The organism is Mitsuaria sp. BK041, from assembly GCF_014193085.1.
Taxonomy (GTDB): Bacteria; Pseudomonadota; Gammaproteobacteria; order Burkholderiales; family Burkholderiaceae_C; genus Roseateles.
Genome location: NZ_JACHYT010000001.1, coordinates 2,486,385 through 2,513,048, shown reverse-complemented (window position 1 = coordinate 2,513,048; position 26,664 = coordinate 2,486,385). Strand labels below are relative to the sequence as shown.

Genomic DNA, 26,664 nt, shown 5'->3' with positions numbered 1-26,664 from the left:
TGGTCGGCGACCGGTCGATCCGCAAGGCACGAGCCTTGCCGCAGTGCGGGCTTCGTCAGCCAAGGAGTCCCCATGAACACGTCACCTCCCTGTCGTTCCGACCTTCCGCTGGGCGCCGCGGCCGGCCTGGCCGGCGGACTGATCGGCGCCGCGGCGATGACGGCGTTCCAGGACCTGCTCGCGCGCGTGGGCATCACCTCCGGCGTGCGCGGCTGGCCCTCCACCGAGCGGGCCGCCGATCGCCTCGCCCGCCTGGGAGGCCGCCGGCTGCCGTCACGCCATCGGCCAGCGGCGGGCGAGGCGGTGCATTACGCGGTGGGATCGCTGGTCGGCGGCCTCTACGGCGCCGTGGCGGAACGCCAGCCGCAGGCCGCCTGGGGGCGGGGCGCTGCCTTCGGCATCGCCACCGCGACGCTCCTGGACGAAGGCTTGGTGCCCGCCATGCGCTTTGGCGATCCGGTCACGCGGGCGCCGGTCCAGTCGCATCCCTACTCGTATGTCTCGCACCTCGTCTACGGCGCGTTCACCGAGGCCGCCCGCCGCGGCTTCCGCCGGCTCTTCGGCGATGCGCGAGCCGGCGCGGCGGCGATCCGCCAGGCGAAGGCGCGACGTGTCGCCATCGTCACCCGCCCGGTGGCGGACTCGCGCCGGACGCTGGCCATGGCCTTCCTGCTCGGTGCGACCGCGGGACCGCGCACCAGCGCGCCGCTGGTGACCGCGAGCTGGGCGGCCAGGCTCGGCTGGATCGACCTGAAGGACTCCCCGCTGGCGATGCTCGGCACGACGCCCGCGGTGGCGCTGACCACGCCGATGGCCCTGGGCGAGCTGATCGTCGACAAACTGCCGTCGACGCCCGATCGCACCGATCCGCCCGGCCTCGCCGCGCGCGCGGTCAGCGGCGCGATCTCTGGTGCCGCGCTGGCGGGTGGGCGTTCATGGCCGGCGGCACTGGCCGGCACGGTGGGCGCTGTCGTGTCGACCTACGCCTGCCACCGGCTGCGCCAGCGCCTGTCGCGGGCGCTCGGCCACGATGCCCCGGTGGCTGCGGCCGAAGATCTGATCGCCTTCGGCGGCGCGACGCTGCTTTGCCTTGCATCGCTCGGCCAACAAGCCGACACCGCGCGGCTCGATGCGGCCTCGACTGAGGACTACGACGACGCGTTGGCAGCCCTGGGCTGACCGCACAGCTGAGCGCCCTCGAACGAGGCCTGCGTCGGCAGCACGCTGACCGCGGCGCCTCGACGTCAGACCTTCGGCGCGATTGCCGCGATCACCGCGATCAACGCCCCGCAAGATGCCATCGCGCCGATGTAGATCGCCCACGCCAGCCAACGCGCTCTCCGGCGAGGCTCCGCCGCACCACGCGACAGCATCGCGCCCGCGGCCGACAGGCCGATCGCGATCACGGCCGCCGCGAGGAGATTGCGGCCCTCGCCCAGCTCGTCGCTGACGTCGAGCCAGACCGCCGACGCCACCGCCGTCACGAGGAGCAGGCTGGTCGCGCGGGCCTTGTCGAGCAAGCTGACCGGTGGATCGAAACGCGGCTGCCGCAGCCGGGCTTCGTCCGGAGGCGCGAAGGGCGCAAGTCCGGGCGGCGCCCAGCCGGGCGACTTGAACAGCAGCCGCGCCCGGTCCGCCCAGCGCGGTGTGGCCCGCGCGCGGTCGAGCAGCTCGCCATAGAACTGCGCGACGGCCTGCAGCGGATACCAGCTTCGCAGCGGCTTGACCGTCCCGTAGACGCAGCGCTCGGTCTCCTCGGCGAAGGTGCCGAACATCCGGTCCCAGATCACCAGCACCGCGCCGTAGTTCTTGTCCAGGTAGCCAGGATTCACCGCGTGGTGTACCCGGTGGTTGGAGGGCGTCGAGAACACGCGGTCGAGCCAGCCGAGGCGGCCGATGTGCTCGGTGTGGATCCAGAACTGGTACAGCAGCACGAACAGCCCGGCGCCGAGGTACAGGTCGACGGGCAGGCCCAGCAGCGCCATCGGCAGGAAGAAGGGCGCGCCCATCACCGCGTAGAAGCTCTCCTGGCGCAGCGCGGTCGTGAGGTTGAAATGCTCGCTCTGGTGATGCACGGCATGCGCGGCCCAGAACAGCGCGCTCTCGTGGCTGACGCGATGCAGCCAGTAGTCGCAGAAGTCGTAGACCACGATCGCGACCACCCATCCCCACGCGCCCGACCAGGTCGAGGCCGGCAGCAGCGCCAGGTGCGGCAGCGCCCAGGCGTACAGGCCGCTCTGGAACAGCGGGGTCACCGCCGCTACGGCCAGGCTCAGCACGCCCTGGCTGAGGCTGCTGATCGAGTCCGGCAGCCGGTAGCTGTCGCGGCCGGTGAGCCGGCCCCACAGCCATTCGAGCGCGATGCAGAGCCCGAACAGCGGGACGGCGATGAGGAGAACGCGGTGCATGGCGGGCGGTGGCGGCAGTCGGTGACGGGCGCAGTGACGGGAGTAGTGGTGGCGATCGGTGACCGGCAGCGGTGGCGGCGAGCGGTGGCGGTGACGAGGTGCGGTGGCGGCGAGCGGTGATGAGGAGCGGGTGGCGACGGACCTGCGATCGCTCAGAAGCGATGCCACAGGCTCAAGCTGAAGGTCTGCTGCGACTTCGAGTTGGTCAGCGGGGAGCGCGCCGCGTCGCCGACCAGGCGCGCGTTCAGCCACTGCCCGCTGACGGACCAGCGCTCGGAGAACTTGTGCTCACCGCTCAGCGCCACGCTCCAGTCCATCATCCCGGCGCGCGGGCGCCACTCGGGCAGGCCGCTGGCGAGCGACTCGCCGGGACCGACGCCGTAGCTGCTGCGCAGGTGCGCGCCGTTGGCCGCGGTCGCCGCCAGCGTCACCGCGATCAGGTCCTCGCCGACGGGGAGGCCGGAGGTGATGCCGAGCTCCAGCAACTGCCCGTCGTGATGACGTGCGCTGCCCCACGACAGGCCCGATTGCAGCAGCAGCCACGGCGTCGCCTGGACGTTGGCGAAAGCCTCGGTGGTGACGCGCGGGCCCAGCCGGTCGATGCCGTTTGGCGTGAATCGCGACGGGCGGCCGAACTGCGGCCAGAGCCGGGCGCCGACCTGCCAGGTCCTGGCGGCTTCGGCGCCGGCGAGCAGCGGCACGAGGTTCCAGCCGATGCCCAGGTCGGTCGACACGAAGGCGCCGCTGGGCGCGAGGTATTCCAGCGCGGGCAGAAGGTCGTCGCTGCGCGAGCGGCTACCCGGCGCCGACGGCCAGCTGTGGGCGGTCGCCCCGCCGGACCAGCTCGCGGCCTCGGGCGGTGCGTCCATCAACACGAGGCTGCCGGCGGCCCAGCATCCTGCAGAGCCGGCCATGAGGCCGGCGCCAAGCAAGGGGAGGGTGGCTCGCGCGGCGCAGCGGAGGGCGGCGGCGCCGCGCGCGGGCGGGCAAGGGACGGAGCGGCGCATGAACGGGAGGAACGGGTTGCGGGATTCTAGGAAGAGGTCCCCGCCGCAACCTTGCGGCAATCTGTCGCCGCGAATCGCCCCGTTCCCGCCTCCCGGTCGCTCCGGTTGTCCGATCCGCTCGATCTGCTCGATCTGCTCGATCCGGCCGGGCCGCCTGGGTCGTCCGAGCCGTCTGAATGCCTGGAAGCGCCGTCAGTGCACCGTCAGTGCGCCGGCGCGCTGGCCCGCAACAGCCGCAGGTCGTAGATCCCGCCGGCGATCGAGCCGGGCTCCGCAACCAATCGCACCCGCACGGCGCCGTCCGCCGCTCGCGGCCAGTCCTCGGGCAACGGGAAGTCGCGGCTGTAGATCTCCGCGCCCGGAGCCCGGTCGGTGGCCTCGTCCGCGCGCAGCGTCAGATCCGCCAGCCGCCGGTCGTTGACCCAGACCGAGAACCGGCGGCCGTCATCCAGCGCCGAGAAGGCCAGCCGCAGCAGCCGGCCCTCGCGCTTGGGATCGTTCAGGCGATAGCTGAACCATGCGGTCGCATGGCGCCAGCGGCGGCCCTTGTTGAGGCCGGTCTCGATGCCCTCGCCAGCGAAGCCGTGATCGCTCTCGGGCTGCTGCTCGCCGGGCGCGACCGCATCGACGGTGCGGGCCTGCAACGCCAGCCGTTCGCGCTCTTCCAGGGCCAGTCGCTCGCGGCGCGCCTTCGCCTCGGCCGGCGTGCTGCAGGGCCAGTACAGGACATAACGCGAGTCGTGCACGCGGAAGAAGGGCTCGAGCACAAGGTCCGGCATCGGCGCGCCATCCGGTCCCTGCAGCAGCGAGCCGGCGCTGAAGCTCAGCGAGCGGCCCGGCACCGGCGCGAGCCGTCCGCCGAAGTCCGCTTTCGCGCTGACGAACTGCGGCGTCTGCGCCAGCGGTACGAGCGCGCCCTGCGCGACGTGGTCCATGCGCGCCTCGCCGGCCCGGTACTCGAGCCGCTCGCCGGCGATCGGCACGGTCCGCGCCGCGAGCACGATCGGGCCGTGCAGCACCGCGACGAAGTCGCTCCGCGTGGGCAGGGCCTCGAGCGTCGTGCGCATCGGCAGGCGGACCTCGACGACATCGCCGGCGCGCCAGTCGCGCGTCAGCGCGACATAGCCGCCCGGCAGGCGGTCCGTGGCGTTCAGTGCGACCGCTTCGCCGTTGACCTTGACCCGGAGCGCGCCTGGCGCGAGCCATCCGGGATGCCGGATCTTCAGCGTGAAGCGGGCCTGCGGCGGCGCTTCGTCGATGACGATGCGCGTCGTCGCCTCGTCGGGGAAGCGCGTGCGCTGCGTCAGCCGCAGGCCCCGCTCGCGCCAGTCGAGGGACGAGGCCACGAACAGGTTGACGAACAGCACCGGCGCGCCCTCGGCATTCGATCCCTCGTCGCGCGTGTAGATGAACTGCCCGTGCCGCGCGTGGCTCTCCAGCCCCGAGCCGACGCAGCACCACATGCCGAGATCGACCTGCGAGTACACCCGGTAGTGGTTGGGCCGCATCGGCGTGAAGTAGACGAAGCCGCCCGCCGGATGCTGCGACGCGAGCACATGGTTGAACAGCGCGCGCTCGTAGTAGTCGGCGTAGCGTGCGCGCTCCTCGTCGCCGGCCGCGTGCGCGTGCAGCAGCTCGGTGAGCTTGAGCATGTTGTAGGTGTTGCAGGTCTCGGGACCTTCCACCTCGTCGAGCATGGGCTGGAAGTCGGTCAGCGGATGGAAATGCTCCCTGACGCTGTTGCCGCCGATGGCGACGCTGCGGCGCTCGCGCACCGTGGTCCAGAAGAAGCGCGCGGGCGCCAGCCAGTCCTTGTCCGCCGCGCCGGGGTCGCGCTCCTCGGCGATGCGGGCGAAGCCGATCACCTTGGGGATCTGCGTGTTGGCATGCAGCCCGGTCAGCGCGTCGCGGGGCTCGCGCAGCGGATCGAGGATCGCGCGGTGCGAGAAGCGCTCGGCCAGGCGCAGGTAACGCGCGCCGCCGCTCATCGCGGCGATGTCGGCGAAGACCTCGTTCATGCCGCCATGCTCGGCGCGCATCAAGTCCTGCAGTTGCGCATCGCTCAGCGGCTCGAGCAGGGCCAGCGCCCAGGCGCCCAGGTCGATGAGCATTTCGCGCGCGAGTGGCTCCTGCGTCAGCTGCCACGCGTCGCGCAGGCCGGCGAAGGTCTTGTGCAGGTTGTACCAAGGCACCCAGCGCCCGTTGACGGAGAAGCTGTCGACCTTGAGCTCCCCGCGCGCGACCTCGCGCCAGGCGGCCTTGCCATCGGGGATGCCGCCGAGGTAGCCGTCGCCATGGGCGAGCTGGCACTGGCGGAGCTCGCGCAGCACCTCGACGAGCCGGCGATGCACCTGCGGGTCGCCGGTGGACGCCGCCATCATCGCCAGCGCCGACACGTAGTGCCCGCCCATGTGACCGTCCAGGCCGCTGCTCTCCCAGTTGCCGTAGGACGGCTTGGGCTGCGGCAGGCCGGCCTCGCGCCGGAAGGGCGCGAGCAGCCGGTCCGGATCGAGCGCCATCAGGTAGCGCTGGTCGACGTCCTGGGCCGCCTTCAGCGGGCCGTCGAGCAGCCGCACCTGCGACAGCGGCATGCGGGCCGCGCTCGACATGGCCTCGGTCGCGTGGCGCCGTGTGATCGCGGAAGCGGTGTCCTCGGAGGCGGACGCCGGCATCGCGCCGGCCTGGGCCATCGCGTCCGTCGCGAGCAGCGCGCCGAAGGCGGGACCGAGGAGCGCGCGGCCCGGGCCGTCCATCGCCGCTCCGGCCGCGCTCGCGACGCCGCAGGCGCACTGGCGCAGGAAGTCGCGCCGCATCAGTCGCCCGCGCGCGCGGCCCAGAGCGACACGCCGCCGCTCGACTGCGCAGTGAAGGTCACGACGAAGGCCCCGGCCTTGGAGTTCCACTGCCGCGACAGCACGCCGGCGAAGGTCCCGCCCGCGGTGCCGCTGCCGCTCAGCGTCAGGCTGATGCGGTTGTCGCCCTGGTGCGTCCACGTCCCGCTCGCGCCGCCGCTGACCGTGCCGTCGCCGCCGAGCTTCACCGCGATGGCGCTCTTGGACACGGCCGTGATGTCGAGCCCGTGGTTGATCAGCTGATAGCTGCCCGCCGTCTCGGCGGGGCCGACCGCGGCCGTCACCGCTGGCGTCGCCAGTGACAGGGGCGCGTAGCGGAAGGGCGCGGCGACCAGCCAGTCGTCGGCGTTGAGGAACATCTCGTGCACGCGGACCTGGTGCAGTTCGCCGGTGCCCGGGAACCGGGTGTGGAAGATCAGGAAGTACTGCCCGGTGCCCGCGTCGAAGTAGGCCGAGTTGTGCCCCGGCGAGACGTAACCCAGCGGCGTGCCGGTCTCCCCGGCCGCCAGGCTCCACTGGTGGCCGCCCATCAGCTTCTGTCCGTGCGGCGCGATGCTGGCGTCGTCGAACAGCGTGCCCGCGGCGCCCTTGACGGTGGCCATGTCGGTGCCGCGTCCGTCCAGATACGGGCCATCGGGATTGCGCGAGCGCGACACCCGCACGTTGTAGCCGCCGTTGGCGTCCAGCCCGCCGAAGCTGCTGAACAGGTAGTAGTACTGCGAGGCCGGGCTGTAGAGCACGTAGGCGCCCTCGATGCGCGCATGGTTGCCGCCCATCAGGTGCTTGCCGTAACCCTGGCCCGCGAGCGGCAGGCCGCTCGTCTTGTCGAGCTCCAGGATGAAGAGCCCGCCCGAGTACGAGCCGTAGACCATCCAGAGCCGACCGGTGGCGTCCTTGAAGACGTTCGGATCGACCACGTTGGGATGCACGGTGGCGTCGTAGATCGTGCCGTCCTCGCTGGGCAGGCCCCACTGGCCGGACTTCAGCAGGATCTGCTGGTTCACGTAGGGCCCGGTGACCGCGTCCGCGATCGCCACGCCCAGCGCCGAGCGCGGCGAGTCGCCCTTGCAGGCGCAGTAGTACATGCGGAACTTGCCGTCGTCGAGCCGCGCGACATCGGGCGCCCACAGGTCGGTGACCTGCGCCCAGGCGAAGGTGTCGGCCAGCGCCGTCGTGACCTTGTTGAACAGCGGATTGGCGTCGTTGACGCCGTCGGCGACCGGCGTCCAGTTCATCAGGTCGGTGGTCTTCGCCGCCGCGAGGTGCGAGCCGAACACGAGGAAGCTGCCGTCCACGCGGATCACCGACGGATCGTGCACCGAGATCTCGGTGAACGGGATCGCGGCCTGCGTCGGAGTGGGCGCGGGTGCTGGAGCCGGCGCAGGGGCCGGAGCCGGAGCCGGCGCGGGACTCGGCGCCGGTGCCGCGCTGACGTCGACGCTGGACGACCCGCCACCACCACCGCCGCATCCGGTCAGGACGAGCGCCGCCGCGCCGCCCTGCGCGAGCAGGGTGCGTCTGTTGAGGGTGCTCATGCTCAGCCCTCCAGCGCGACGACGACGATGGACTTGGGCGGCAGCGGCAGGCTCAGCGCGCCGTCCTTGGCTTGCGCCTCGTAGGCCTTGGGCTTGACGGCCTCGGGCCTGGCGAAGGTGTTCTCGCTGTCCATGGCCTCGGCGCTCAGCACCTGGCCGACGGCGCGGCGCGCGGCGGCGCCTTGCACGGCCAGCTTCACCGTCTGCGCCTCGCGCGGGTTCACGTTGATCAGCGCCAGGTAGAGCTTGCCGTCCTTGCCGCGCGCGGCCGACGCGCTCACCGCCGGCAGCGACTTGCCGGCCAGCGCGTACTCGGGATTGCCGCTCAGCGTCGCCGGCAGCGTCGTCGCATCCTGGAACGGGGTGTACAGCGCGAAGGCGTGATACGTGGGCGTCAGCACCATGCGGGTCTTGTCGGTGTGGATCATGGCCTGCAGCACGTTGACCATCTGCGCGATGTTGGTCATGTGCACCCGGTCCGCATGCGCATGGAACATGTGGAAGTGCAGGGCGGCCAGGACCGCGTCGCGCAGCGTGTTGCGCTGGACCAGGAAGCCCGGGTTGGTGCCCGGCTCCGGGTCGTACCAGCTGCCCCATTCATCCAGGTAGAGGCCGATGCGCTTCTGCGGGTCGTTCTTGTCCAGGACCGCGATGTTGGCGGCGACGGTCTTCTCGAAGTCCTGCGTGTAGGAGAGCAGCGAGATCCACTCGTCTTCCTTGAAGCCGGCCGCCGATCCCTTGCCTTCCCACTTGCCGCTCGGGAACACGTAGTAGTGATGGCCGATCGCGTCGAAGTTGAACTTGATGTTCTGCGTCGACAGCACCTCGGTCCAGCGCGTGTCGTTGGCGTTGCCGCCGCTGGCGATGAACTTCGGACGGTTGTTGTCCGGCGTCTTCAGGAAGGTCGCGACCTGGCGGTACTGGTTGACGTAGTACTCCGGCGTCATGTTGCCGCCGCAGCCCCAGGCCTCGTTGCCGACCGCGAAGTAGCTGACCTTGAACGGCTTGTCGCGGCCGTTCTTGCGGCGCAGCTGCGCCAGCGTGGAGTTGCCCTCGGCCGTCATGTACTCCAGCCACTCGGCCATCTCCTGCGCGCTGCCGGTGCCCAGGTTGCCGTTGACATAGGCCTCGGCGCCGAGCTGCTCGACCAGGTCGAAGAACTCGTGCGTGCCGACGGCGTTGTTCTCGGCCACGCCGCCCCAGTGCGTGTTGACCTTCACCGGCCGCTTGCCGCGCGGGCCGATGCCTTCGCGCCAGTGGTACTCGTCGGCGAAGCAGCCGCCGGGCCAGCGCACCAGCGGCACCTTCAGCGCCTTGAGCGCGCCCACCACGTCCTTGCGCCAGCCGCGCACGTTGGGGATCTTGGAGTCGGGCCCGACCCACATGCCTTCGTAGATGCCGGTGCCCAGGTGCTCGGCGAACTGGCCGTACACATTGCGATGGATCACCGGACCGGGCTTGCCGGCGTCGACGGTGAGCTGAACATCGGCCGCGTGCGCGCTCCAGGCGAGCAGGGCGCCCGCGGCCAGGCCGAAGGCCGTCCTCTTCATGGTCATGCTTGTCTCCAGGTGTCGTTATCGTTTCGTCGGCACTCTGCGGTGCCGAAACGACGAAGGACCGTTCCCGGTCCTTCGTTCTTCAGTCCACGCGCACGGTCAGTGCGAGTGCCGCGGCACAGCCGAACCGCGGCAGCCACGCAGGAAATCGAAGTCGCAGCCTTCGTCGGCCTGCAGCACGTGCTGGACATAGAGCTTGCGGTAGCCGCTCTGGTCCGCGGGATCAGGCTGCTGCTTCGCGGCCCAGTCGGCCAGGCGCGCCTGCAGCTCGGCGTCGCTGATGTCCAGGTGCAGCCGGTTGGCGGCGCAGTCGAGTTCGATCCAGTCGCCCTCGCGCACCACCGCCAGCGGGCCGCCGGCCTTGGCTTCCGGCGCCACGTGCAGCACCACGGTGCCGTAGGCGGTGCCGCTCATGCGGGCGTCGGAGATGCGCACCATGTCCTTGATGCCCTGCGCCAGCAGCTTGGGCGGCAAGCCCATGTTGCCGACCTCGGCCATGCCGGGATAGCCCATCGGGCCGCAGTTCTTCATGACGAGGATGGAGTCCGCATCGACTTCCAGGTTGGGATCCATGATCCGCGCCTTGTAGTCGTCGAAGTCCTCGAACACCACGGCCCGGCCGCGATGCTGCATCAGCGCGGGCGTCGCCGCCGAGGGCTTGAGCACCGCGCCGCGCGGCGCGAGGTTGCCGCGCAGCACGCAGATGCCGCCGTCCTCGATCAGGGGCTTGGCGATCGGGCGGATCACTTCCTCGTCATAGATCGGCGCGTCGTGGCAGTTCTGCCAGAGCGTCTTGCCGTTGACGGTCAGCGCGTCCTTGTGGGGCAGCAGGCCGTTGTCGCCGAGCCGGCGCAGCACGCCGGGCAGGCCGCCGGCGTAATAGAACTCTTCCATCAGGAAGCGGCCCGAGGGCAGCAGGTCCACCAGCGTGGGCGTGCCGCGGCCGATGCGGGTCCAGTCCTCCAGCTCCAGCGGCACGCCGATGCGGCCGGCGATCGCCTTCAGGTGGATGACCGCGTTGGTCGAGCCGCCGATCGCGGCGTTGGTGCGGATCGCGTTCTCGAAGGCCTCGCGCGTCAGGATCTTGGAGAGCTTCAGGTCCTCCCAGACCATCTCGACGATGCGCATGCCGGAGAGGTGCGCCAGCACGTAGCGGCGCGCGTCGACCGCCGGGATCGCGGCGTTGTGTGGCAGCGAGGTGCCCAGCGACTCCGCCATGCAGGCCATCGTCGAGGCCGTGCCCATCGTGTTGCAGGTGCCCGCCGAGCGCGAATGGCCCGCCTCGGCGGCGATGAAGTCGTGCATCGAGATCTCGCCGGCCTTGACCTGCTCATGCAGTTGCCAGACGGCGGTGCCGGAGCCGATGTTCTTGCCGTTCAGCTTGCCGTTGAGCATCGGCCCGCCGGTGACCACGATGGTGGGCAGGTCCACGCTGGCCGCGCCCATCAGCAGCGCCGGCGTGGTCTTGTCGCAGCCCACCAGCAGCACGACGGCGTCCATCGGATTGCCGCGGATCGATTCCTCGACGTCCATGCTGGCCAGGTTGCGCGTGAGCATCGCGGTCGGGCGCAGGTTGGACTCGCCGTTGGAGAACACCGGGAACTCCACCGGATAGCCGCCCGCTTCCAGGATGCCGCGCTTGACGTGCTCGGCCAGCTTGCGGAAGTGCGCGTTGCACGGCGTCAGCTCGGACCAGGTGTTGCAGATGCCGATGATCGGCTTGCCCTCGAACTCATGGTCCGGGATGCCCTGGTTCTTCATCCAGGACCGGTACATGAATCCGTTCTTGTCCTGGGTCCCGAACCATTCGGCGGAACGCAGCTTGATCTTGTTCTTGGCCTCGGTCATTGCAGGTAGTGGGTGATGTCTCCGTGAGCCATGCTAGGGAGACAGGTGATTCGGATCCAATCAAAACTTCCGGGATTCCGATATCGAATCGGATATCACGCCAATCCGGCGTCGCCGAAGTCGGGCATGCCGTCCGCGGTCCATCCCAGGTGCTTGACGAAGGTGTGGCGGTCGGGGTTCCAGAGCGGATCGCCGACGATCTCGGTGTAGGTGCGGGCGTGATAGACGAGCAGCACCGTGCGGCCGTCCTCGTCCAGCGCGAAGCTGTTGTGCCCCGGGCCGAAGATCGGCTGGCTGGGGCTCGTGGTCAGCGCCGGCGTCGGCGACTTGGTCCAGCTCGCTGGATCCATCGGGTCGGCGGACTCGTCCATCCACAACAGGCCCATCGCGTAGTTCTCGTCGGTCGCGCTGGCCGAGTAGCTGATGAAGACCTTGCCGTGGCTGTGCAGCACCGACGGGCCCTCGTTGACCAGGAAGCCGCGGCATTCCCAGTCGAACTCCGGCTTGCTCAGCATCACCGGTGCGCCGGCCAGTTGCCAGGGCGTGCGCATCGGCGCGATGTAGAGGTTGGAATTGCCCGGGATGTCGAGCGCCTTCTGCGCCCACAGGTAGTAGAGCTGGCCGCGATGCTCGAAGGTCGTCGCGTCCAGGCAGAAGGTGTCCATGCCGGTGTCGATCTGCCCGAGGAACTCCCACTCGCCGGCCATCGGATCGGGCGACCGGTTCCGCAGCGCATACATGCGGTGCTGGAACAGGCCGCCGACGATCTCGCGGCTCGGCGCCGCCGCGAAGTAGAGGTACCAGGCGCCCTGGCGGAAATGGAGTTCCGGCGCCCAGATCAGCTCGCTCCAACGCCCCGTGTCCGGCTTGCGCCAGACCACCCGCGGCGTCGCGTGGGGCAGGTCCTGCCACGCGTCCGCGGCGCGCAGCTCGATGCGGTCGTACTCCGGCACCGAGGCGGTGAAGAAGTAGCGCGCGCGGCCGGCCCCGTCCACGTGACGGGTCAGGTGGGGATCGGCCCGCTGCGGGATCAGCGGGGTCAGGACTTGCGGGTCGTCGAGCATCGCGGCGGGATCAGAGCTTCCAGCGCAGGCCCACGGCCACGGTGCGGTCGTAGTAGCGCACGTCACGCACCAGCGACGGGTCCTTGTCGAAGTAGTCGTGATAGGCCTGATTGAGCAGGTTGGTCACGTCCAGCGACACCGTCATCTGCTTGGTCAGCTCGTAGCCCAGCGACAGGTCCAGGGTCTTGAGCGGCGCCACCCACAGCTGGTGCTGGGTGCTGCGGTACGGCGACTCGGCCAGGAACTTGTCGCGCCAGTTGTAGGCCAGGCGCGCGTAGATGCCGTTGCGCTCGTACATGCCGACGATGTTGTAGGCCTTCTTGGACTGGCCGAGGAAGGGGCCGTCGGTGCCGTCGGGCTGCGTCTGCTTGCCCGTCATGAAGGTGAAGTTGGCCTCCATGCCGAAACCGCCCAGCCAGCCCGGCAGGAAGTCGTAGAACTGGCGGTAGCTCAGCTCGTAGCCATGCAGGTTGGCGCGGGTGACGTTGATCGGCTGCGTGACGTTGTAGGGCACGCCGTTGATCGTCGTCTGCGTCGTCTGCGTCATGACGCGGTTCTTGAACTTGTGCTCGAAGACCGTGCCGGTGACCGAGCCGGTCTTGGCGAAGTAGTACTCGAGCGCCACGTCGGTGTTGTTGGACTCGGTCGGCTTCAGGTTGGGGTTGCCGCCGGCCAGGGTGCCGAAGGTGACGCCGCCGCCGGGAGGCGTGTTGGTCTGGCCCGGGTTGTAGTCGACGAAGTTGGGACGCTCGATCGTCTTGCCCCAGACCAGGCGGCTGACCAGGCGCGGGGTCAGGTCGGCGCGCAGCGACAGCGTCGGCAGCGTGTCGGTGCGCGAGGTGTCGACCAGCACCGGCGTGATGACGTTGGTCGACGCGTCGCGGGAGTTGCCGCGCAGCGTCTGCTCGGTGCGGACCACGCGCAGGCCGGCGACGCCGGAGACCGGCACGCCCCAGGCGTCGAAGCCGAACTTGGCGCGGCCGTAGAGGGCGCTGGTCTTCTCCGTGTCGTCGAAGAGCGTCATCGGGTCGTACGGCGTCAGCGCCGTGCTGCCGGTCAGCATCTGCCGGAAGGCCTCGCCGTTGTCGAGCAGCCAGTCGCGGGACGCGAAGACGTACTGCTTCACGCCGAAGTCGCCGTAGGTCCTGGGCGAGACCTCGTAGATGCCGGGGAAGTTGGTCAGGGTCTGGCCCACCGCCGAGAACGAGGTCGTCCACGGCATGTTGGTGTTGATCGACATCGCGTCGCGCTTGGCCAGGCGCACGCCGGTGCTGAGCTCCTTCAGGAAGCCGTCGCCCATGTCGTAGTCGGCATCGGCGCGCCAGTCGGTGGACTTGCCCTCGCGGCGGCCGCGCACGTCGACGCCGCCGTTGACGCGGAAGTTCGCGGCGTCGGTCAGGTCCAGGCCCGGGTAGTCGATGTAGCCGCCACCGCCTCGCACCGCGGCGACGGTGCTGGTCGGGCTGTAGCCGGTGTCCAGGATGCGGTTGACCCAGTCGATCACGCTGCGGGTGCGGGCCAGTTCGGTGCTGACCTTGAGGCGGTCGGTCAGGCGCCAGTTGCCGCCCAGCGCCAGCTGGTTGTTGCCGACCTCGTCATGCTTGGCCTGCGTGGAGGTGAAGCCCCAGCCCGGGTAGTTGGTGTTGGTCGCGGTGTCCAGGTTGTCGGTGCCGGGCTTGGTCGTGATGACGGTGCCGGGCACCGGGCGCCAGGCGCCGTCGTTGAACATGCCGATGCCGCCCACCAGGAAGGACAGCTGATAGCGATGGTCGATGCGGGTGCCGAAGCCTTCGAGGTAGATCTCCGAATCCTTGTTGGGCTTCCACTGCAGGGCGAAGTTGCCGGCGACGCGCTTGCGGTCGCCCAGCGCGAAGACGCGCCCCATCGAGTCGGTGCCCAGCACCGGGTTCGCGCGGCCCGGCACGACGATGGATTCCGGGTTGCCGACGAAGCCGGTCTCGTCGTGGTACTGCCCGCGCTGGTAGGACAGGCCGATCAGCGCGCCCATCTCGCCCAGGTCGGTCTTCCAGCGGTTGGAGGCCATGCCGGAGATGTCCGGGTTGTTGGTCTTGGCCTTGTCGCGGTGCTCGCCACGGGCCGACAGCACCAGCTGCGCGTCCTTGAAGTCCAGCGGGCGGTTGGTGCGCACGTCGATGACGCCGGCGGTGCCGCCCTCGGGCAGCGCGGCTTCCTGGGTCTTGTAGACGTCGATGCGCTTGAGCATCGTCGCGGGCACGTCCGACAGGTACAGGCTGCGGCCCGAGTCCGAGAAGAACTCGCGCCCGTTGAGCAGCGTCACCACGCCCCCCAGGCCGCGCACGATCACGCCGCTGGCTTCGCCGTTGTTGCGCTGGATCTGCACGCCGGTGACGCGGCCCAGGATCTCGGCGACGTTCTTGTCGGGGAACTTGCCGATGTCCTCGGCGACGATGGAATCCACCACCTGGTCGCTGTTCTGCTTGATGGTCTGCGCCGATTCGGCCGAGCGGCGCATGCCGCTCACGACCACGGTTTCCAGCTTGGTGTCGTCCGACTTCTTCTCGTCGGCCGGGGGCTGGCTCTGCGCCTGGACCTGGATCGCCGCCCCGAGGAGGGCGGCCGCGGCCACGGTGGTCCGCAGCCCGAAGGGAATCTTGCTCATGTTGTCTCCGTCGTTTTTCTGGCGTGTCAACCCGGTGACCGGGCGACTCCACAACCGCCGTGGGGTTGTTGTCGAGCGGAGCAAATGCTAGGGAGCCGGGTGATCCCCGGCCAATCACATTTTCCAGTTGGCCAATGCTATTTCCGGCATCAGGGCAGGCCCGGATATCGCCCGCGCGGCGGATGGGCGTCCCCACCGAACAGGGGGTGGCGTGGACTGGCCAAGACCTATAAATAGGGAAGGGGCCTGACAACGTTGACGAATCGCACCAGCAACATGTCGTCACAAGTGTTTCGGGCGCAGCCCCTCAGGGTTCCCCCTGAAGAGGGGGCGACGCAAGTGACCATCGGCCTATCATGCGGGCCTTCTCCGGTGATCAAAGGGTGACGACGGCCGAACCGGAGACGATCGGTCAGTCAAAGAAGGGAGGCCCTATGGAAGCAGTGTCCGTTGCCCGTGCATTCGAGGCGGCAGGAAATGGCGGCTACACGATGCCCGCGCTCAAGCGCCGCGTGTTGCTGGTCGACGACCACGAACTGGTGCGCGCGGGCATCCGCACGCTCTACCAGACGCTGGACGAGATCGACATCGAATGGGTCGAGGCCGCGTCGCTGCAGGAAGGCCTGCTGGCCTATGGCGAGCGTGGCGCGGTGGACGCGGTGCTGCTGGACCTGAACCTGGGCGACTGCAAGGGCCTGCAGGGTCTGCGCCAGTTCATGGAGGCCTTCCCCGACGCGCGCGTCGTCGTGTTCAGCGGCACGCAGGATGAATTCGTCGTGCGCCAGGCCCGGGCGCTGGGCGCCGTGGGCTACCTGCCCAAGGGCGCGCTGATGGCCGAGATGCGCAGCACGCTGCGCACGCTGCTGGCCGAGGGCCAGCGCCATCGCTCCACCCAGGCCGGCTCGCTGTTCCCGCGCTTCCCGTCCTCCGCCATGTATGACCGCGTGGCCGAACTGGGCCCGCGCCACCTGGAGATCCTGGAGCTGGTGCTGTCCGGATGCAGCAACCAGGAGATCAGCAACTCCACGCAGCTGTCGCTGGGCACGGTGAAGAACTACGTGTCCTCGCTGCTGCTGGCGCTGGACGTCAAGTCGCGCTCGCACATGATCAGCCTGTTCCGCTGACGAGGTGGCCACGGCTCACCGAGGCGATCACCCGGGCGAGGAACGCGCGCCCGACACCACTTTTCCGCCGACCGAGATCCTCATCGACTCGCCGGGCGTCGACGACGTGCCGGCGAGCGCCGTTTCTGGCGGCCCGCCCCGCCGCGACGGCGGTCACGGGGCCGCCGGCCCAATGAACTCGCCCCCCGCCGCGACGCCCACGAGCCCACCCTCGGGAGGGATGTCGGGCGGGACACCGGACGAGGAGCCGCCGGCGCCTCCCCCGCGCCAGAAGCGGTCCCGGCGCGCGCCACGTCCCAGCCTGTTCGTGGCCGTCGCCGGCGCCGCGTCCGCGACCGACGAGGCCGTGCAGGAAGGCCGCCGGCGCGAACGCCGCGCGATCGCCCGCCGGCTGCAGGATGCCGGCTTCGACGAGGCCTGGAGCCACTGGCCGTGGCTGCTGATCGCGGTCGCGGTGCCGCTGGTGTCGGCGCTGCTGCGCGGCACGCCGACGACCGGGATGATCGTCTGGATCATCGGCGTCATCGCGCTGGCGGTGGGCTGCGTCTTCACCGCGCGGTCGATGTCCTACCGCGGCGCCAAGGTCGACGCACGCACCGGTTTCAGCGACCGGGATGGGCGACGCTTGCTCTACCTGCAGGCCGCCGGCTGCCTGGGCCTGCTGTGCCTGCACCCCTGGCTGGCGGAGTCGCCGGGATCGCGCGGTCTGCTCACCGGTCCGCTGCTGGCCGCGACCGCGGCGGTGGTGGGCGTGCTGCTCGCGCCGATGGGACGCTGGGCGGCGGTGATCGCGCTGCTGCCGGCCTCGGAGGGCGTGGCGCGGCTGTTCGATCCGGCGGCCCGGCCCGGCGCCGGGCCGGTGTGGTTCCTGGCCGCGGCGGTGATCGGCGGCCTGGCGCTGCTGGAGCATTACCGCTGGCAGCGCGCCAAGCGCCTGCTGATGGAACAGGACCTGCACGTCAGCACGCTGGAGCAGGACCGCGACGGCGCCATCCGCGCCGACCAGGAGAAGAGCCGCTTCCTGGCCATCGCGAGCCACGACCTGCGCCAGCCGGTGCATGCGCTGGGGCTGTTCGCGGCCAGCCTCGAGCGGCGGCTGCAGGGCACCGAGGAGGAGCCGCTGATCCGCAACGTGATGCGCTCGATCGAGGGCCTGGAGCGCTCCTTCAACGCGATGCTGGACATCTCGCGGCTGGACGCCGGCACCGTCGAGCCCAACCTGCAGCACTTCCCGCTGCGTGACCTGTTCCGGCGCCTGCACATGCATTACGCCGGCCAGGCGGAGGCGTCGGGCCTGGGCCTGCGCTTCTCGCCGGGCGGCAAGTCGGTGACCAGCGACCCGCAGCTGCTCGAGCGCATCCTGGGCAACCTCATCCAGAACGCGATCAAGTACACGGAGGAGGGCGGGGTGGTCGTGGTGGCCCGCACCACCGAGGAGTCCCTCAACCTGGAGGTCTGGGACACCGGCATCGGCATCAAGTCCAGCGACCTGCCGCGGATCTTCGCGGAGTTCTACCAGGTGGGCCAGAGCGAGCGCAGCCGCACGCAGGGCCTGGGCATGGGGTTGGCGATCGTCAAGCGCCTGGCGCATCTGCTGGGCTACCGGCTGATGGTGGCGTCGCGGCCGGGGCGCGGGACGATGTTCCGGCTGAGCGTCCCGCTGGGCGGGCTGCCCGAGATCCCCGAGTTCACCACCGCCGCGGACACGGTGCCGATGCCGGTGATGGAACCGCGCTCGGTGCTGGTGATCGACGACGAGGAGTCGATCCGGCTCGGCCTGCAGCTGCTGCTCGAGGAATGGGGCTACGAGACCATCATCGCGGCGACCGCGGGCGAGGCGGCGGATGCGGTGCGGGCGCGGGCGATGCCGCCCGACCTGATCCTGTCCGACCTGCACCTGGGCGACGGGCCCGACGGCATCGCGGCGATCCGCGCGGTGCGCGAGCTCTGCGCGCTGCAGGTGCCGGCGATCCTGGTCACCGGCGACACCAGCCGCGAGGAACTGCGCCGCGCCACCGAGAGCGGCCACACGGTGCTGTTCAAGCCGCTGCAGCCGCGCAAGCTGTTCAACGCGCTGCGCGGCATGGTGTCCTGAGCGCCTGACTTCGTGCGCCCTCGCCGGGGGGGCGACCCTCGCGCGCGGGCCACGCCGCGCCGCCTACAGTAACGGCCTCTTCACGCCCTGCCGAAGATGTCCGCCGACACCTCCTCCACGAGTTCCTCCACGACCTCCGCCTCGAGCGCCCCGGCGCCGACGCCCCGCCGCCTGTCGGCGGCTGCCTGCGCGCTGCGCATCCAGTTCTTCGTCTCCGGCGCGTTGTTCGCGACCTGGGGCGTGCACGTGCCGACGGTGAAGGCGCATTACGGCCTGGGCGAGCAGTCGCTCGCGATTGCGATGCTGGCTTCGGGCGTGGGCGCGCTGCTGGCGCTGACGCAGGCGGGGCGGGTCGTGGCGCGCTTCGGCCCGCGCGGCGTCGCGGGCGTGACCGGCGTGCTGTGCGCGGCGGGCGTCTCGCTGCTGATCGTGCCGAGCGCCTACCTGGGGCTGGTGCTGCTGCTGGCGCTGTTCGGCGCGACGGCCAGCCTCTTCGACGTGTCCATCAACGCCGAGGCCACGGAGATCGAGCACCTCGCGGCGCGGCCGCTGATGAGCGGCTTCCATGCGATGTTCAGCCTGGGCGGCATGGTGGGGGCCGGTGTCGGCAGCCTGCTGCCGCTGCTGGGCTGGGCGCCGCAGACGCACCTGCTGGTGGCCTGCGGCGTCGGCATGGCGCTGATCGTCGGCGCCTGCGCGGCGATGCTGAAGATGCGGACCGAGCCCGGCGAGAAGCAGCCGCTGAGCCTGCCGCGCGGCGTGCTCGCGCTGATCGGCACGCTGGCGGCGCTGGGGCTGATCGCCGAGGGCGCGATGTACGACTGGAGCGTGCTGTTCATGAAGCAGGAGCGGGCCAGCGATGCCAGCGTCTCGGCGCTGGGTTACGCGAGCTTCAGCCTGGCCATGGCGCTGGGCCGCTTCGGTGGCGACAGGGTGCGGGCGCGCGTCGCGCCGGTGCCGCTGATGGTCGCCAGCGGCCTGCTCGCCGCGGCCGGCATGGCCACGGCGCTGCTGGTGCCGGTCGCGCCGGCGGGGCTGCTGGGCTTCGCGCTGGTGGGCCTGGGGCTGTCCAATGTCGTGCCGGTGCTGTTCAGCGCCGCGTCCAAGGTGCCGGGCGTCAGCGCGGCGCACGGCATCGCGGCGGTGTCGTCGCTGGGTTACCTGGGCATGATGGCCGGGCCGCCGCTGATCGGGATGATCGCGGAGCACTCGTCGCTGACGGCGGGACTCTCCTGCGTGGTCTTCTTCGCGCTGATCATGGCGATCAGCGCCAACCGCGCGCTGGGCGTGACCCAGCAGCGCGGTGCCACCGGGGCGCCCGCAGGCGCCGCGGACTGAAGGCGAGGCAAGGGCGCCGAGGCGCCAGGGAGCGAGGGCGGGCACGACCGCGAGGCTTGTAGGCGATCGCCCGACAGCCGCATCGGGCGATGTCCTCCGCGACGATGCGCCGTTGCCCTCGTGCCCGCGGATGCGGACCTCCGTACAGTAGATCCTGACAACGGAATTCGAGCTTCCGTTGTTCATGCTTCTCTCTCGCATGGTCCGTCTTTTCCCTCTGCAGACGGACGAACTTTCGGCCCCGGTCTCACGACCGGGGCCTTTTCTTTTGGCGCGTCCAGGCGATCGTCCGGCCTGCCTAAGATGCGCGCCATGGACAGCACGACAACGACGCAGCGCCTGCGCATCGACTGGCGCGGCCGGCCGACTGACATCGACTACGCCTGGGTCAGCGACACCGCCCGCGGACCGGCCGGCGCGCCGGCGCCGGTGATGGTGTTCCTGCACGAGGGGCTCGGGTCGATCGCGATGTGGCGCGACTTCCCGGCCCGCCTGTGCGAGGCCCTGGGCCAGCGCGGCCTGGTGTACTCGCGGCCCGGCTATGGCCGCTCGACGATGCGGCCCCCCGATGAGCGCTGGGCCCCGGACTATCTCCACCGCCAGGCCCATGAGGTGCTGCCCGCGGTGCTGGCCGGGCTGGGCATCGACTCCCCGCCCTGGCTCTTCGGCCACAGCGACGGCGGCTCCATCGCGCTGCTGCATGCGGCCCGCCTGCCCACCGCGGGCGCGATCGTCGCGGCGCCGCACATCGTCGTGGAGTCGCTTTCCATCGACGGCATCCGCGACACCGTCGCGGCTTATGAGCGTGGCCCGCTGCGCGAGCGCCTGGCGCGCTTCCATGACGACCCCGACTCGCCCTTCCACGGCTGGAGCGACTGCTGGCTCAGCCCCGCGTTCCGCGACTGGTCGATCGTCGAGGAGATCCGCACGATCCGCTGCCCGCTGCTGGCGATGCAGGGCGTCGACGATGAATACGGCACGCTCGAGCAGATCCGCGGCATCGCCCGCGCGGTGCCGCGGACGCGCCTCTTCGAGATCCCCGCCTGCGGACACTCGCCGCACAAGGACCGGCCCGCGGAGGTGATCGCCGCGGTCCGCGACTGGCTGGTCGAGGTCGGCCCCGGCGCGCCGCGCTGAGCGGTGTCGCGCGGGTCCGGGAGAGAGCCGCTCAGACCGGCAGCAAACCCATCGTCATCGCCTTGAGCGTCGCAGCGGCGCGCGTGCTGCAGCCGAGCTTGCGGAAGGCGCTTTCCAGATGGGTGCGCACGGTGGCCGGGCTGATGCCCAGGACCTTGGCCGCTTCCTTGTTGCTCTCGCCGATCGCGATGCGCGCGAGCACCTCGGTCTCGCGCGCGGAGAGCGTGACCGTCGCGGGCGAGGGCGCGGTGGGCGTCATGCGACGCGGTTCGGCGCCGCAGACGGCCGCGGTGGCCTGCGCATCGAGCCGGCCCGCCGCCACTTCGACCTGCAGGGCCGCGCGCGCCGCGTCGACGTCCAGCGCCGGCGCACCGGGCCGGGCGGTGCGCGCGGTGACCCAGGCGGCCGCCGCCGCGAGCACCCGCGCCGGTACGGGGATCGCCGCGCCGGACGCGCCCCGGAACGCGCCCGAACCGTCCATGCGCTCGTCGACGAAGGACGCCAGTTCGGCCTCCTCCTGCAGCGCGGTCAGTCGCCGGGCGGCGCGGCCGGTCCAGTAGGGCATCAAGCGCAGGCGCTCGCGATCGGCTTCGCCGAGGCGGCGGCCCTCGCTCCACAGCGCGTTGGGCACCGACGCCCGTCCGATGCCGTGCAGCAGCCCGGCGCGATGCAGCCGCGCCTGCGCCGGCTCGTCCAGGCCGAGCGCGGCGCCGGCCGCGCGGGCGGCCTCCGCGACGCGGCGCGACAAGCCGGTCATCCAGGGCAGCTTGAGATCGATGACGTCCGCGACGAGTTCCAGCGGCGTGTGCAGCGCGGCCAGCGCGCCGTTCAGTTCGGGCGCGCTGCCGGCCGCCCGTCGACCGTGGGCATCTTGGGCGCTGCATTCAGCGCCGGTCATGGAGCTCGCCATCGCGGCGTCACCCACGGCCTCATGGGCGCCTTCGTCGAGCGCCGCCATCCAGTCGGCCGCGTGTCGCGTGGCCAGCGCCACCAGCGCCTGCGGGTACTTGGCGTCGGCGCGCTCGGCGATGTGCCGCAGTGCCGCCGGCAGCCCGTGGACGCGGCTGAAGATCTCCAGGTCGCCGGCCAGCGCCACGGCGAAGACGACCGCCGGCACCGCGTCGCCGCGCAGGCCGGCGGGCTTGCCGCGGCCGTCCCAGGTTTCGAAGAGGTGGTGCATCGCGCGCTCGATGCCCACGGGCAGGCCCAGCAGCCGGGCGATCTCGCCGGCGACCTCGCAGTGGATCAGCGCCGCGTCGCCGAGCGTGCCGGCCAGCGCCGAGGCCTCCGCGGCCGAGCCGTTGGAGAGCATCGCGTCGCGGCCGCCGACGTCGTCGCCCATCAGCACCGAGAACTCCGGCGCGTTGGCCGTGCAGCCGGACCAGCGCAGCAGCGCGACGCAGGCCGCATGGCCGGGAGCCTCGTCGGCATCGCGGCCGAGCGCGAGGCCTTCAGCCCGCGCGGCCTCGGCGATGCGGGCCGCCAGCCAGGCGGCGCGGGTCGAGTGGTCGACCGGCTGGCCCATGCTGAGGTCGCCGACGAAGGCGAGCGCGCGCACGGCATCGAGCACCGGCACGCGCGAACCCGCCGGCGTCGGGGAGGGCGTCGACGGGATTGACGGAGAGATCGGAAGAGAAGCAGCGGTCACGGCATTCCAGGAGCGAGGTCCAGCGCATCGCGGGCCGCGCACGGGGCGCGTCCGGCGCGCCTCGCCGGCGTGGCGCACCTTGCGTGCTCGGCGCACGCTGTGCGCCGTGCAGGCTCGGCGCACCAACCGAGCTCGGCGCGCCCGGCTGGCCCGCGGTCGGCGCGGACCTTACCGGGATTGCCGGACGGCGTCCAGGATGAGCCTGGCGACCGCTTCGGGCTGCGATTGCTGCGGCACGTGCGAGGTGCCGACCCGGGTCACCTTGGCGCCGGCGCGCTGCGCCATCGCGGCCTGCGCCTCGGGCGCGATCATGCGGTCGGCGCTGGCCAGCAGGTACCAGGACGGCTTGCTCTTCCAGGCCGCGACCGACACCGGCTGCTCGAAGGCCTTGGCCTGGATCGGCCCCTGCGTCGCCGCCATCACGGCGGTGGTCGCGGCCGGCAGGTCCTGCGCGAAGTGGTCGCGCATGCCGATGGGGGTCAGGCTCAGCCAGCCCTGCGCGTCGGCCTTGAAGTGCGCCAGGCCGGAGGGCGTCGGGAAACCCTTGCCCTGCTCGGCGGTGTTCTGGCCGACGTCGGGCGCGAAGGCCGCGATGTAGACCAGCGCGGCGACCTTGTCCGCGGCGCCGGCCTCGGTGATCACGGTGCCGCCCCAGGAGTGGCCGACCAGCACCACCTTGCCGGGCTGCGCGTCGATCGCGCGGCGCGCGGCGGCGACGTCGTCGGCCAGCGAGCTGAGCGGGTTCTGCACCGCGGTGACCTGCACGCCTTCGCGCTGCAGCAGCGGGATCACCTTGGCCCAGTCCGAGCCGTCGGCGAAGGCGCCGTGGACGATCACGACCGAGGGCTGCGGCGCCGGCGTGGCTGCGGACGCGAGGCCCGAGGCGGCGAGGGCGGAGGCCGCGGCGGCGGCGACGAGGAGGCGGCGGGCGAGGTTCATGGGGAAGCTCCTGAGGACAGTGGAGGGGTGTTGGAACAGGGCTCGACTGTCGCGAATCGAGGCGCACGCCGGTATCGGACGAATGTCCGAGGGCGCCGTGCCGGAGAGATCCGCGCCCGCTGCCCATCCGGATTTACGCGGAGCTCGCCACACTCGCCGACGGGCGATTTGCGAGACGCGCGGTTTGCGCATCGCGCGTCTCGGGCGGCTGGCGCCATGTCGGGCCGCCACGCGCGCGGTGGCCCGCCGCCGGCACTTCCTGTGACGATGCGTTTGCGCGGCCGTTTGCGCCCGCGTGCGCGTCCGGACCGGGCAAGTCCTGCCCCCGTCATGGCGATCCGCGTCCCCACGCGTCTTAGGGAAACAACCACCCCCGCACCGGGGGGGAGGCACGGCCCGACCCCCTCCTGCGAACCGTGACGGGAGTCACAGAATCGACCCGCCCGAAGGCCGCCCTCCCGCCGGCCGACAGCAGTCGCGGCGGCGTCCGTCATCCCGGTGCGCCGCCGCTCGAGTCCAGGTGGTCATCCCACCTTCATCCCGAAGAAGGACGCAGCAATGTTCAAGAAAGTCTGTTTGGCCGCGGCGGTGTTCGGCGCGATGGCGTCGGCCCATGCCGAGCAATACACCCTCATCAACGAAGGCTTCGACACCACGGTCGTCAACGGCGGCACGGTGCTCGCCCCCGACCGCCTGGGCGCCGCCGACTGGCGCTTCATCAACCTGAATTCGTCGTCGGGCGCGGTGCCGGGCTGGACGCAGGGCCTGGAGTCCAACTTCCCGGCCCAGGCCGGCGCCGGTGAATCCTTCCTGCAGGCGCGCTGGGCGGCCGGTCCGGACGGCGGCTCGCTGGGCAGCTGGCTGATCACTTCCGCCTTCTCGACGGCCTTCGACACGCAGGTCTCCTTCTGGGCCCGTGGCGGCGTCGACGGCAACTACGCCGACGACCTGACCTACGGCCTGGTGGACGCCGCCGGTGACCTGGCCAGCCTGCTGCCGGTCGCCACGATCACCGCCACCCTCGGCGAGTGGAGCCGATACACCTTCACGATCGCGGGCCAGGGCGCGGGCTCGAGCGCGCGCTTCGCACTCGGCCACGTCGGCGCCGTCGACACCTCCGACATCGCCGCCGTCGACAGCCTGGTGGTGGCGCAGGTGCCCGAGCCCTCGAGCTGGGCGCTGGCCGGCGTCAGCCTGCTGGGCCTGATGGCCGCCCGCCGCCGTCGCGCCGCGCGTTGAGCGCCGACGCGCGCTTCCCGTTTCCCGATCCCTCCGAGTCATCTCCGCAAGGACAACGACCATGATCACCCGCATCTCCCTGGGCCTGGCGATCGCCGTGGCCCTGCCGCTGGCGGCGCAGGCTCACGAAGCCGCCGCGCCGGCGACCGCCGCCCCCGCCGCCCCGTCGGCGCCCTCCGCCGCGCCCGTCATGGCGCAGGAGTCCCTCGTCGTCGTGCGCGACGCCGAGACCGGCAAGCTCCGCCCGGCCACGGCCGAGGAACATGCCGCGCTGCAGGCGCAGTTGCCGGCCGCCAAGGCCCGCGTCGCGCTGCGCGCGGTGGCGCTCTCGCCGCAGATGAAGCTGCACAGCAGCGGTGCCACCGGCATCCGCGCGACCGACGAGATGGCGAGCCAGTCCGTCGTCGTGCGCGGTCCCGACGGCAAGCTGATCGAAGCCTGCTTCGCCAGCAAGGAAGAGGCCGAGGCCTTCATGAAGAGCGCCGCCGCCGCCAAGTCGGCCCTGCCCACGGAGTAAGCCATGCCCAAGACCTTCAGCTTCAAGCAGACCCTGCTGCGCTCGGCCGTCGTGGCCGCCCTGTGCGGCGCCGGCCTGGCGCAGGCCGCCACCATCGTCATCCAGAGCCGCGATCCGGCCGGCGTCGGCTTCAACGACACGACGCCGGTCGCGCCGGTGGGCGGCAACCCGGGCACCACGCTCGGCGAGCAGCGCATGTTCATCTACCGCTACGTCGCCGACGTGTGGGAACAGGCGCTGGAAAGCGACGTGACCATCACCGTCAGCGCCGCCTGGGAACCGCTGGCCTGCACCGCCTCGTCGGCGACGCTGGGCAGCGCCAGCGCCTGGAACTTCTGGTACGGCTTCCAGGGCGGCGCGCCCGACACCTGGTACCCGCAAGCCCTGGCCAACAAGCTGGCCAAGGTCAACCTGAGCGAGGGCCAGCCCGACACCACCGGCTTCAACAACGTCGACATCAAGACCCAGTTCAACATCAACCTGGGCAAGGAAGGCTGCCTGACCGGCTCGCCGTTCTACCTGGGCATCGACGGCAACTTCGGCAATGGCGTGAACTTCGTCGAGACGCTGCTGCATGAGCTGGGCCATGGCCTGGGCTTCAGCGTGCTGTCGGTGCAGACCTCGACCGGCAAGCGCATCAACCGCGCCGGCACCGCCTACACCGACGACGGACTGCCCAGCATCTGGGAGCGCTTCATGTTCGACAACACCCAGGGCAAGACCTGGCTGAACATGACGAGCGCGGAGCGCAAGGCCTCGGCGGTGAACCCGCTGGGCCTGGCCTGGGTCGGGCCCAACGTGGTCGCCGGTGCCGGCATGCTGGCGGCCACGCCGGTGCTGAAGGTTGCGACCGCGGCGCCGGGTTATTCGGGCCAGTACCCCTACGGCACCGCCTCCTTCGGGCCGGCGGTCGGCAGCGGGATGACGCTGGGGTCGATCTCGACGATCGCGCCGGACACGGTCGGCGCGGGCCAGGGCTGCCTGCCGTTCAACGGCGCCGACACGGCCGCCAGCGCCGGCAAGGTGGTGGTGATCGATCGCGGCACCTGCGGTTTCGCGGTCAAGGCCAAGAACGCGCAGAACGCCGGCGCGATCGGCGTGATCATCGCCAACAACGTCGCGGGTGCCGCGCCGGGCCTGGGCGGCAGCGATCCGACGGTCACCATCCCGACGATCAGCGTGTCGCAGGCCGACGGCGTCAAGCTGCGCGCCGCCATCACCGCCTCGGTGCCCTACGGCATGCGCGGCAAGGTGGGCTACGCGACCGGCTCGCTGACGACCGACCCGAGCCGCCGCGCCGGTGCCGACGCGCTGGGCCGGCCGCTGCTGTACACGCCCAACCCGCTGGTGGGCGGCTCGTCGGTGTCGCACTGGGATGTCTCGGCCTCGCCCAACCTGCTGATGGAACCCAACATCAGCCCGGACCTGGGCCTGGTGCTGGTGCCCCCGAAGGACCTGACCAAGTCGCTGCTGAAGGACCTGGGCTGGTAAGCCTTCCGGCGACCTGACGCCCCTGAAGCCCGGCGCGAGCGCCGGGCTTCGTCGTTCAGGGGGACTGAATGGCTGGGAGGGCCGTCTTCAGGGGGACGATGTCGCCCGAAAAGGCGATGCCAGCCGCGATGCGGACGCATGGCGGCCCTGGCGTCGAGGCGGTTGCGTCTTCAAACAGGCGGGGGTGCCGGACTGGCTGATAATCGCGGCCCCGGCTCGCCGGAC

General features: G+C 71.1%; 18 protein-coding genes. 8 read left to right on the top strand and 10 right to left on the bottom strand.

The annotated features are described in order from the left end of the window. Positions 1–72: 72 nt before the first annotated feature. Positions 73–1,179: a DUF4126 family protein gene (locus FHT38_RS10590; RefSeq protein WP_183491727.1), complete on the top strand. Its 1,107-nt coding sequence runs from the start codon at positions 73–75 to the stop codon at positions 1,177–1,179. 65 nt (positions 1,180–1,244) lie between these two features. Here FHT38_RS10590 and FHT38_RS10585 read toward each other — a convergent pair whose 3' ends face one another. The 8 genes from FHT38_RS10585 to FHT38_RS10550 form a co-directional block, all read right to left on the bottom strand. Continuing rightward, the gene (locus FHT38_RS10585) at positions 1,245–2,408 is read right to left on the bottom strand and encodes a sterol desaturase family protein (protein ID WP_183491726.1); all 1,164 of its coding nucleotides are present in this window, start codon (positions 2,406–2,408) and stop codon (positions 1,245–1,247) included. A gap of 152 nt (positions 2,409–2,560) precedes the next feature. After that, positions 2,561–3,277 carry a MipA/OmpV family protein gene (locus tag FHT38_RS10580; RefSeq protein ID WP_175538277.1) on the bottom strand — a complete coding sequence of 239 codons (717 nt, stop codon included), beginning with the start codon at positions 3,275–3,277 and terminating at the stop codon, positions 2,561–2,563. A gap of 341 nt (positions 3,278–3,618) precedes the next feature. Further along, positions 3,619–6,228, bottom strand: a complete 2,610-nt coding sequence (locus FHT38_RS10575) for a glycoside hydrolase family 127 protein (protein ID WP_255488655.1) — start codon at positions 6,226–6,228, stop codon at positions 3,619–3,621. Then, complete coding sequence (locus FHT38_RS10570) at positions 6,228–7,802, bottom strand: glycoside hydrolase family 43 protein (RefSeq protein WP_183491725.1); 1,575 nt, start codon at positions 7,800–7,802, stop codon at positions 6,228–6,230. Before FHT38_RS10570 ends, FHT38_RS10575 begins: the two co-directional genes overlap by 1 nt. Positions 7,803–7,804: 2 nt before the next feature. After that, the gene (locus tag FHT38_RS10565; RefSeq protein ID WP_310737369.1) at positions 7,805–9,358 is read right to left on the bottom strand and encodes an alpha-L-arabinofuranosidase C-terminal domain-containing protein; all 1,554 of its coding nucleotides are present in this window, start codon (positions 9,356–9,358) and stop codon (positions 7,805–7,807) included. Between the two features lie 99 nt (positions 9,359–9,457). Beyond that, positions 9,458–11,206: an IlvD/Edd family dehydratase gene (locus FHT38_RS10560; protein ID WP_183491724.1), complete on the bottom strand. Its 1,749-nt coding sequence runs from the start codon at positions 11,204–11,206 to the stop codon at positions 9,458–9,460. Between the two features lie 95 nt (positions 11,207–11,301). Further along, the gene (locus FHT38_RS10555; protein ID WP_183491723.1) at positions 11,302–12,270 is read right to left on the bottom strand and encodes a family 43 glycosylhydrolase; all 969 of its coding nucleotides are present in this window, start codon (positions 12,268–12,270) and stop codon (positions 11,302–11,304) included. A 10-nt stretch (positions 12,271–12,280) separates the two neighbouring features. Beyond that, positions 12,281–14,911, bottom strand: a complete 2,631-nt coding sequence (locus FHT38_RS10550; protein ID WP_183479687.1) for a TonB-dependent receptor — start codon at positions 14,909–14,911, stop codon at positions 12,281–12,283. 434 nt (positions 14,912–15,345) lie between these two features. Between FHT38_RS10550 and FHT38_RS10545 the strand changes: the two genes are divergently transcribed. From FHT38_RS10545 to FHT38_RS10530, 4 genes are all read left to right on the top strand, one after another. After that, on the top strand, positions 15,346–16,035 hold the full coding sequence (locus tag FHT38_RS10545; protein ID WP_217648414.1) for a response regulator transcription factor: 690 nt from the start codon (positions 15,346–15,348) through the stop codon (positions 16,033–16,035). A gap of 307 nt (positions 16,036–16,342) precedes the next feature. Then, a complete protein-coding gene (locus FHT38_RS25625; protein ID WP_183479685.1) occupies positions 16,343–18,130 on the top strand; it encodes an ATP-binding protein in 1,788 nt (595 codons plus the stop codon). A 96-nt stretch (positions 18,131–18,226) separates the two neighbouring features. Continuing rightward, complete coding sequence (locus FHT38_RS10535) at positions 18,227–19,468, top strand: MFS transporter (protein ID WP_183491722.1); 1,242 nt, start codon at positions 18,227–18,229, stop codon at positions 19,466–19,468. Positions 19,469–19,771: 303 nt separating this feature from the next. Then, positions 19,772–20,605 carry an alpha/beta fold hydrolase gene (locus FHT38_RS10530; RefSeq protein WP_183491721.1) on the top strand — a complete coding sequence of 278 codons (834 nt, stop codon included), beginning with the start codon at positions 19,772–19,774 and terminating at the stop codon, positions 20,603–20,605. Positions 20,606–20,636: 31 nt separating this feature from the next. Here FHT38_RS10530 and FHT38_RS10525 read toward each other — a convergent pair whose 3' ends face one another. Continuing rightward, positions 20,637–22,181 (bottom strand): HD domain-containing phosphohydrolase, encoded by a 1,545-nt coding sequence (locus FHT38_RS10525; RefSeq protein ID WP_310737368.1) that lies wholly within the window; start codon positions 22,179–22,181, stop codon positions 20,637–20,639. A 240-nt stretch (positions 22,182–22,421) separates the two neighbouring features. Further along, a complete protein-coding gene (locus FHT38_RS10520) occupies positions 22,422–23,192 on the bottom strand; it encodes an alpha/beta fold hydrolase (RefSeq protein ID WP_183491720.1) in 771 nt (256 codons plus the stop codon). A gap of 558 nt (positions 23,193–23,750) precedes the next feature. Here FHT38_RS10520 and FHT38_RS10515 point away from each other — a divergent pair. The 3 genes from FHT38_RS10515 (at position 23,751) to FHT38_RS10505 (ending at position 26,439) form a co-directional block, all read left to right on the top strand. Continuing rightward, positions 23,751–24,431: a choice-of-anchor J family PEP-CTERM protein gene (locus FHT38_RS10515; protein WP_183491719.1), complete on the top strand. Its 681-nt coding sequence runs from the start codon at positions 23,751–23,753 to the stop codon at positions 24,429–24,431. 61 nt (positions 24,432–24,492) lie between these two features. Further along, positions 24,493–24,948: a post-PEP-CTERM-1 domain-containing protein gene (locus FHT38_RS10510; protein WP_147242362.1), complete on the top strand. Its 456-nt coding sequence runs from the start codon at positions 24,493–24,495 to the stop codon at positions 24,946–24,948. 3 nt (positions 24,949–24,951) lie between these two features. After that, positions 24,952–26,439 (top strand): PA domain-containing protein, encoded by a 1,488-nt coding sequence (locus FHT38_RS10505; RefSeq protein WP_091724694.1) that lies wholly within the window; start codon positions 24,952–24,954, stop codon positions 26,437–26,439. The last annotated feature ends 225 nt before the right edge of the window (positions 26,440–26,664 follow it).

Coding starts and splice junctions, on each gene's coding strand:
- FHT38_RS10590 (WP_183491727.1), top strand. CDS start 73: ATGAACACGTCACCTCCCTGTCGTTCCGACCTTCCGCTGGGCGCCGCG.
- FHT38_RS10585 (WP_183491726.1), bottom strand. CDS start 2,408: ATGCACCGCGTTCTCCTCATCGCCGTCCCGCTGTTCGGGCTCTGCATC.
- FHT38_RS10580 (WP_175538277.1), bottom strand. CDS start 3,277: ATGGACGCACCGCCCGAGGCCGCGAGCTGGTCCGGCGGGGCGACCGCC.
- FHT38_RS10575 (WP_255488655.1), bottom strand. CDS start 6,228: ATGCGGCGCGACTTCCTGCGCCAGTGCGCCTGCGGCGTCGCGAGCGCG.
- FHT38_RS10570 (WP_183491725.1), bottom strand. CDS start 7,802: ATGAGCACCCTCAACAGACGCACCCTGCTCGCGCAGGGCGGCGCGGCG.
- FHT38_RS10565 (WP_310737369.1), bottom strand. CDS start 9,358: ATGACCATGAAGAGGACGGCCTTCGGCCTGGCCGCGGGCGCCCTGCTC.
- FHT38_RS10560 (WP_183491724.1), bottom strand. CDS start 11,206: ATGACCGAGGCCAAGAACAAGATCAAGCTGCGTTCCGCCGAATGGTTC.
- FHT38_RS10555 (WP_183491723.1), bottom strand. CDS start 12,270: ATGCTCGACGACCCGCAAGTCCTGACCCCGCTGATCCCGCAGCGGGCC.
- FHT38_RS10550 (WP_183479687.1), bottom strand. CDS start 14,911: ATGAGCAAGATTCCCTTCGGGCTGCGGACCACCGTGGCCGCGGCCGCC.
- FHT38_RS10545 (WP_217648414.1), top strand. CDS start 15,346: ATGGAAGCAGTGTCCGTTGCCCGTGCATTCGAGGCGGCAGGAAATGGC.
- FHT38_RS10535 (WP_183491722.1), top strand. CDS start 18,227: ATGTCCGCCGACACCTCCTCCACGAGTTCCTCCACGACCTCCGCCTCG.
- FHT38_RS10530 (WP_183491721.1), top strand. CDS start 19,772: ATGCGCGCCATGGACAGCACGACAACGACGCAGCGCCTGCGCATCGAC.
- FHT38_RS10520 (WP_183491720.1), bottom strand. CDS start 23,192: ATGAACCTCGCCCGCCGCCTCCTCGTCGCCGCCGCCGCGGCCTCCGCC.
- FHT38_RS10515 (WP_183491719.1), top strand. CDS start 23,751: ATGTTCAAGAAAGTCTGTTTGGCCGCGGCGGTGTTCGGCGCGATGGCG.
- FHT38_RS10510 (WP_147242362.1), top strand. CDS start 24,493: ATGATCACCCGCATCTCCCTGGGCCTGGCGATCGCCGTGGCCCTGCCG.
- FHT38_RS10505 (WP_091724694.1), top strand. CDS start 24,952: ATGCCCAAGACCTTCAGCTTCAAGCAGACCCTGCTGCGCTCGGCCGTC.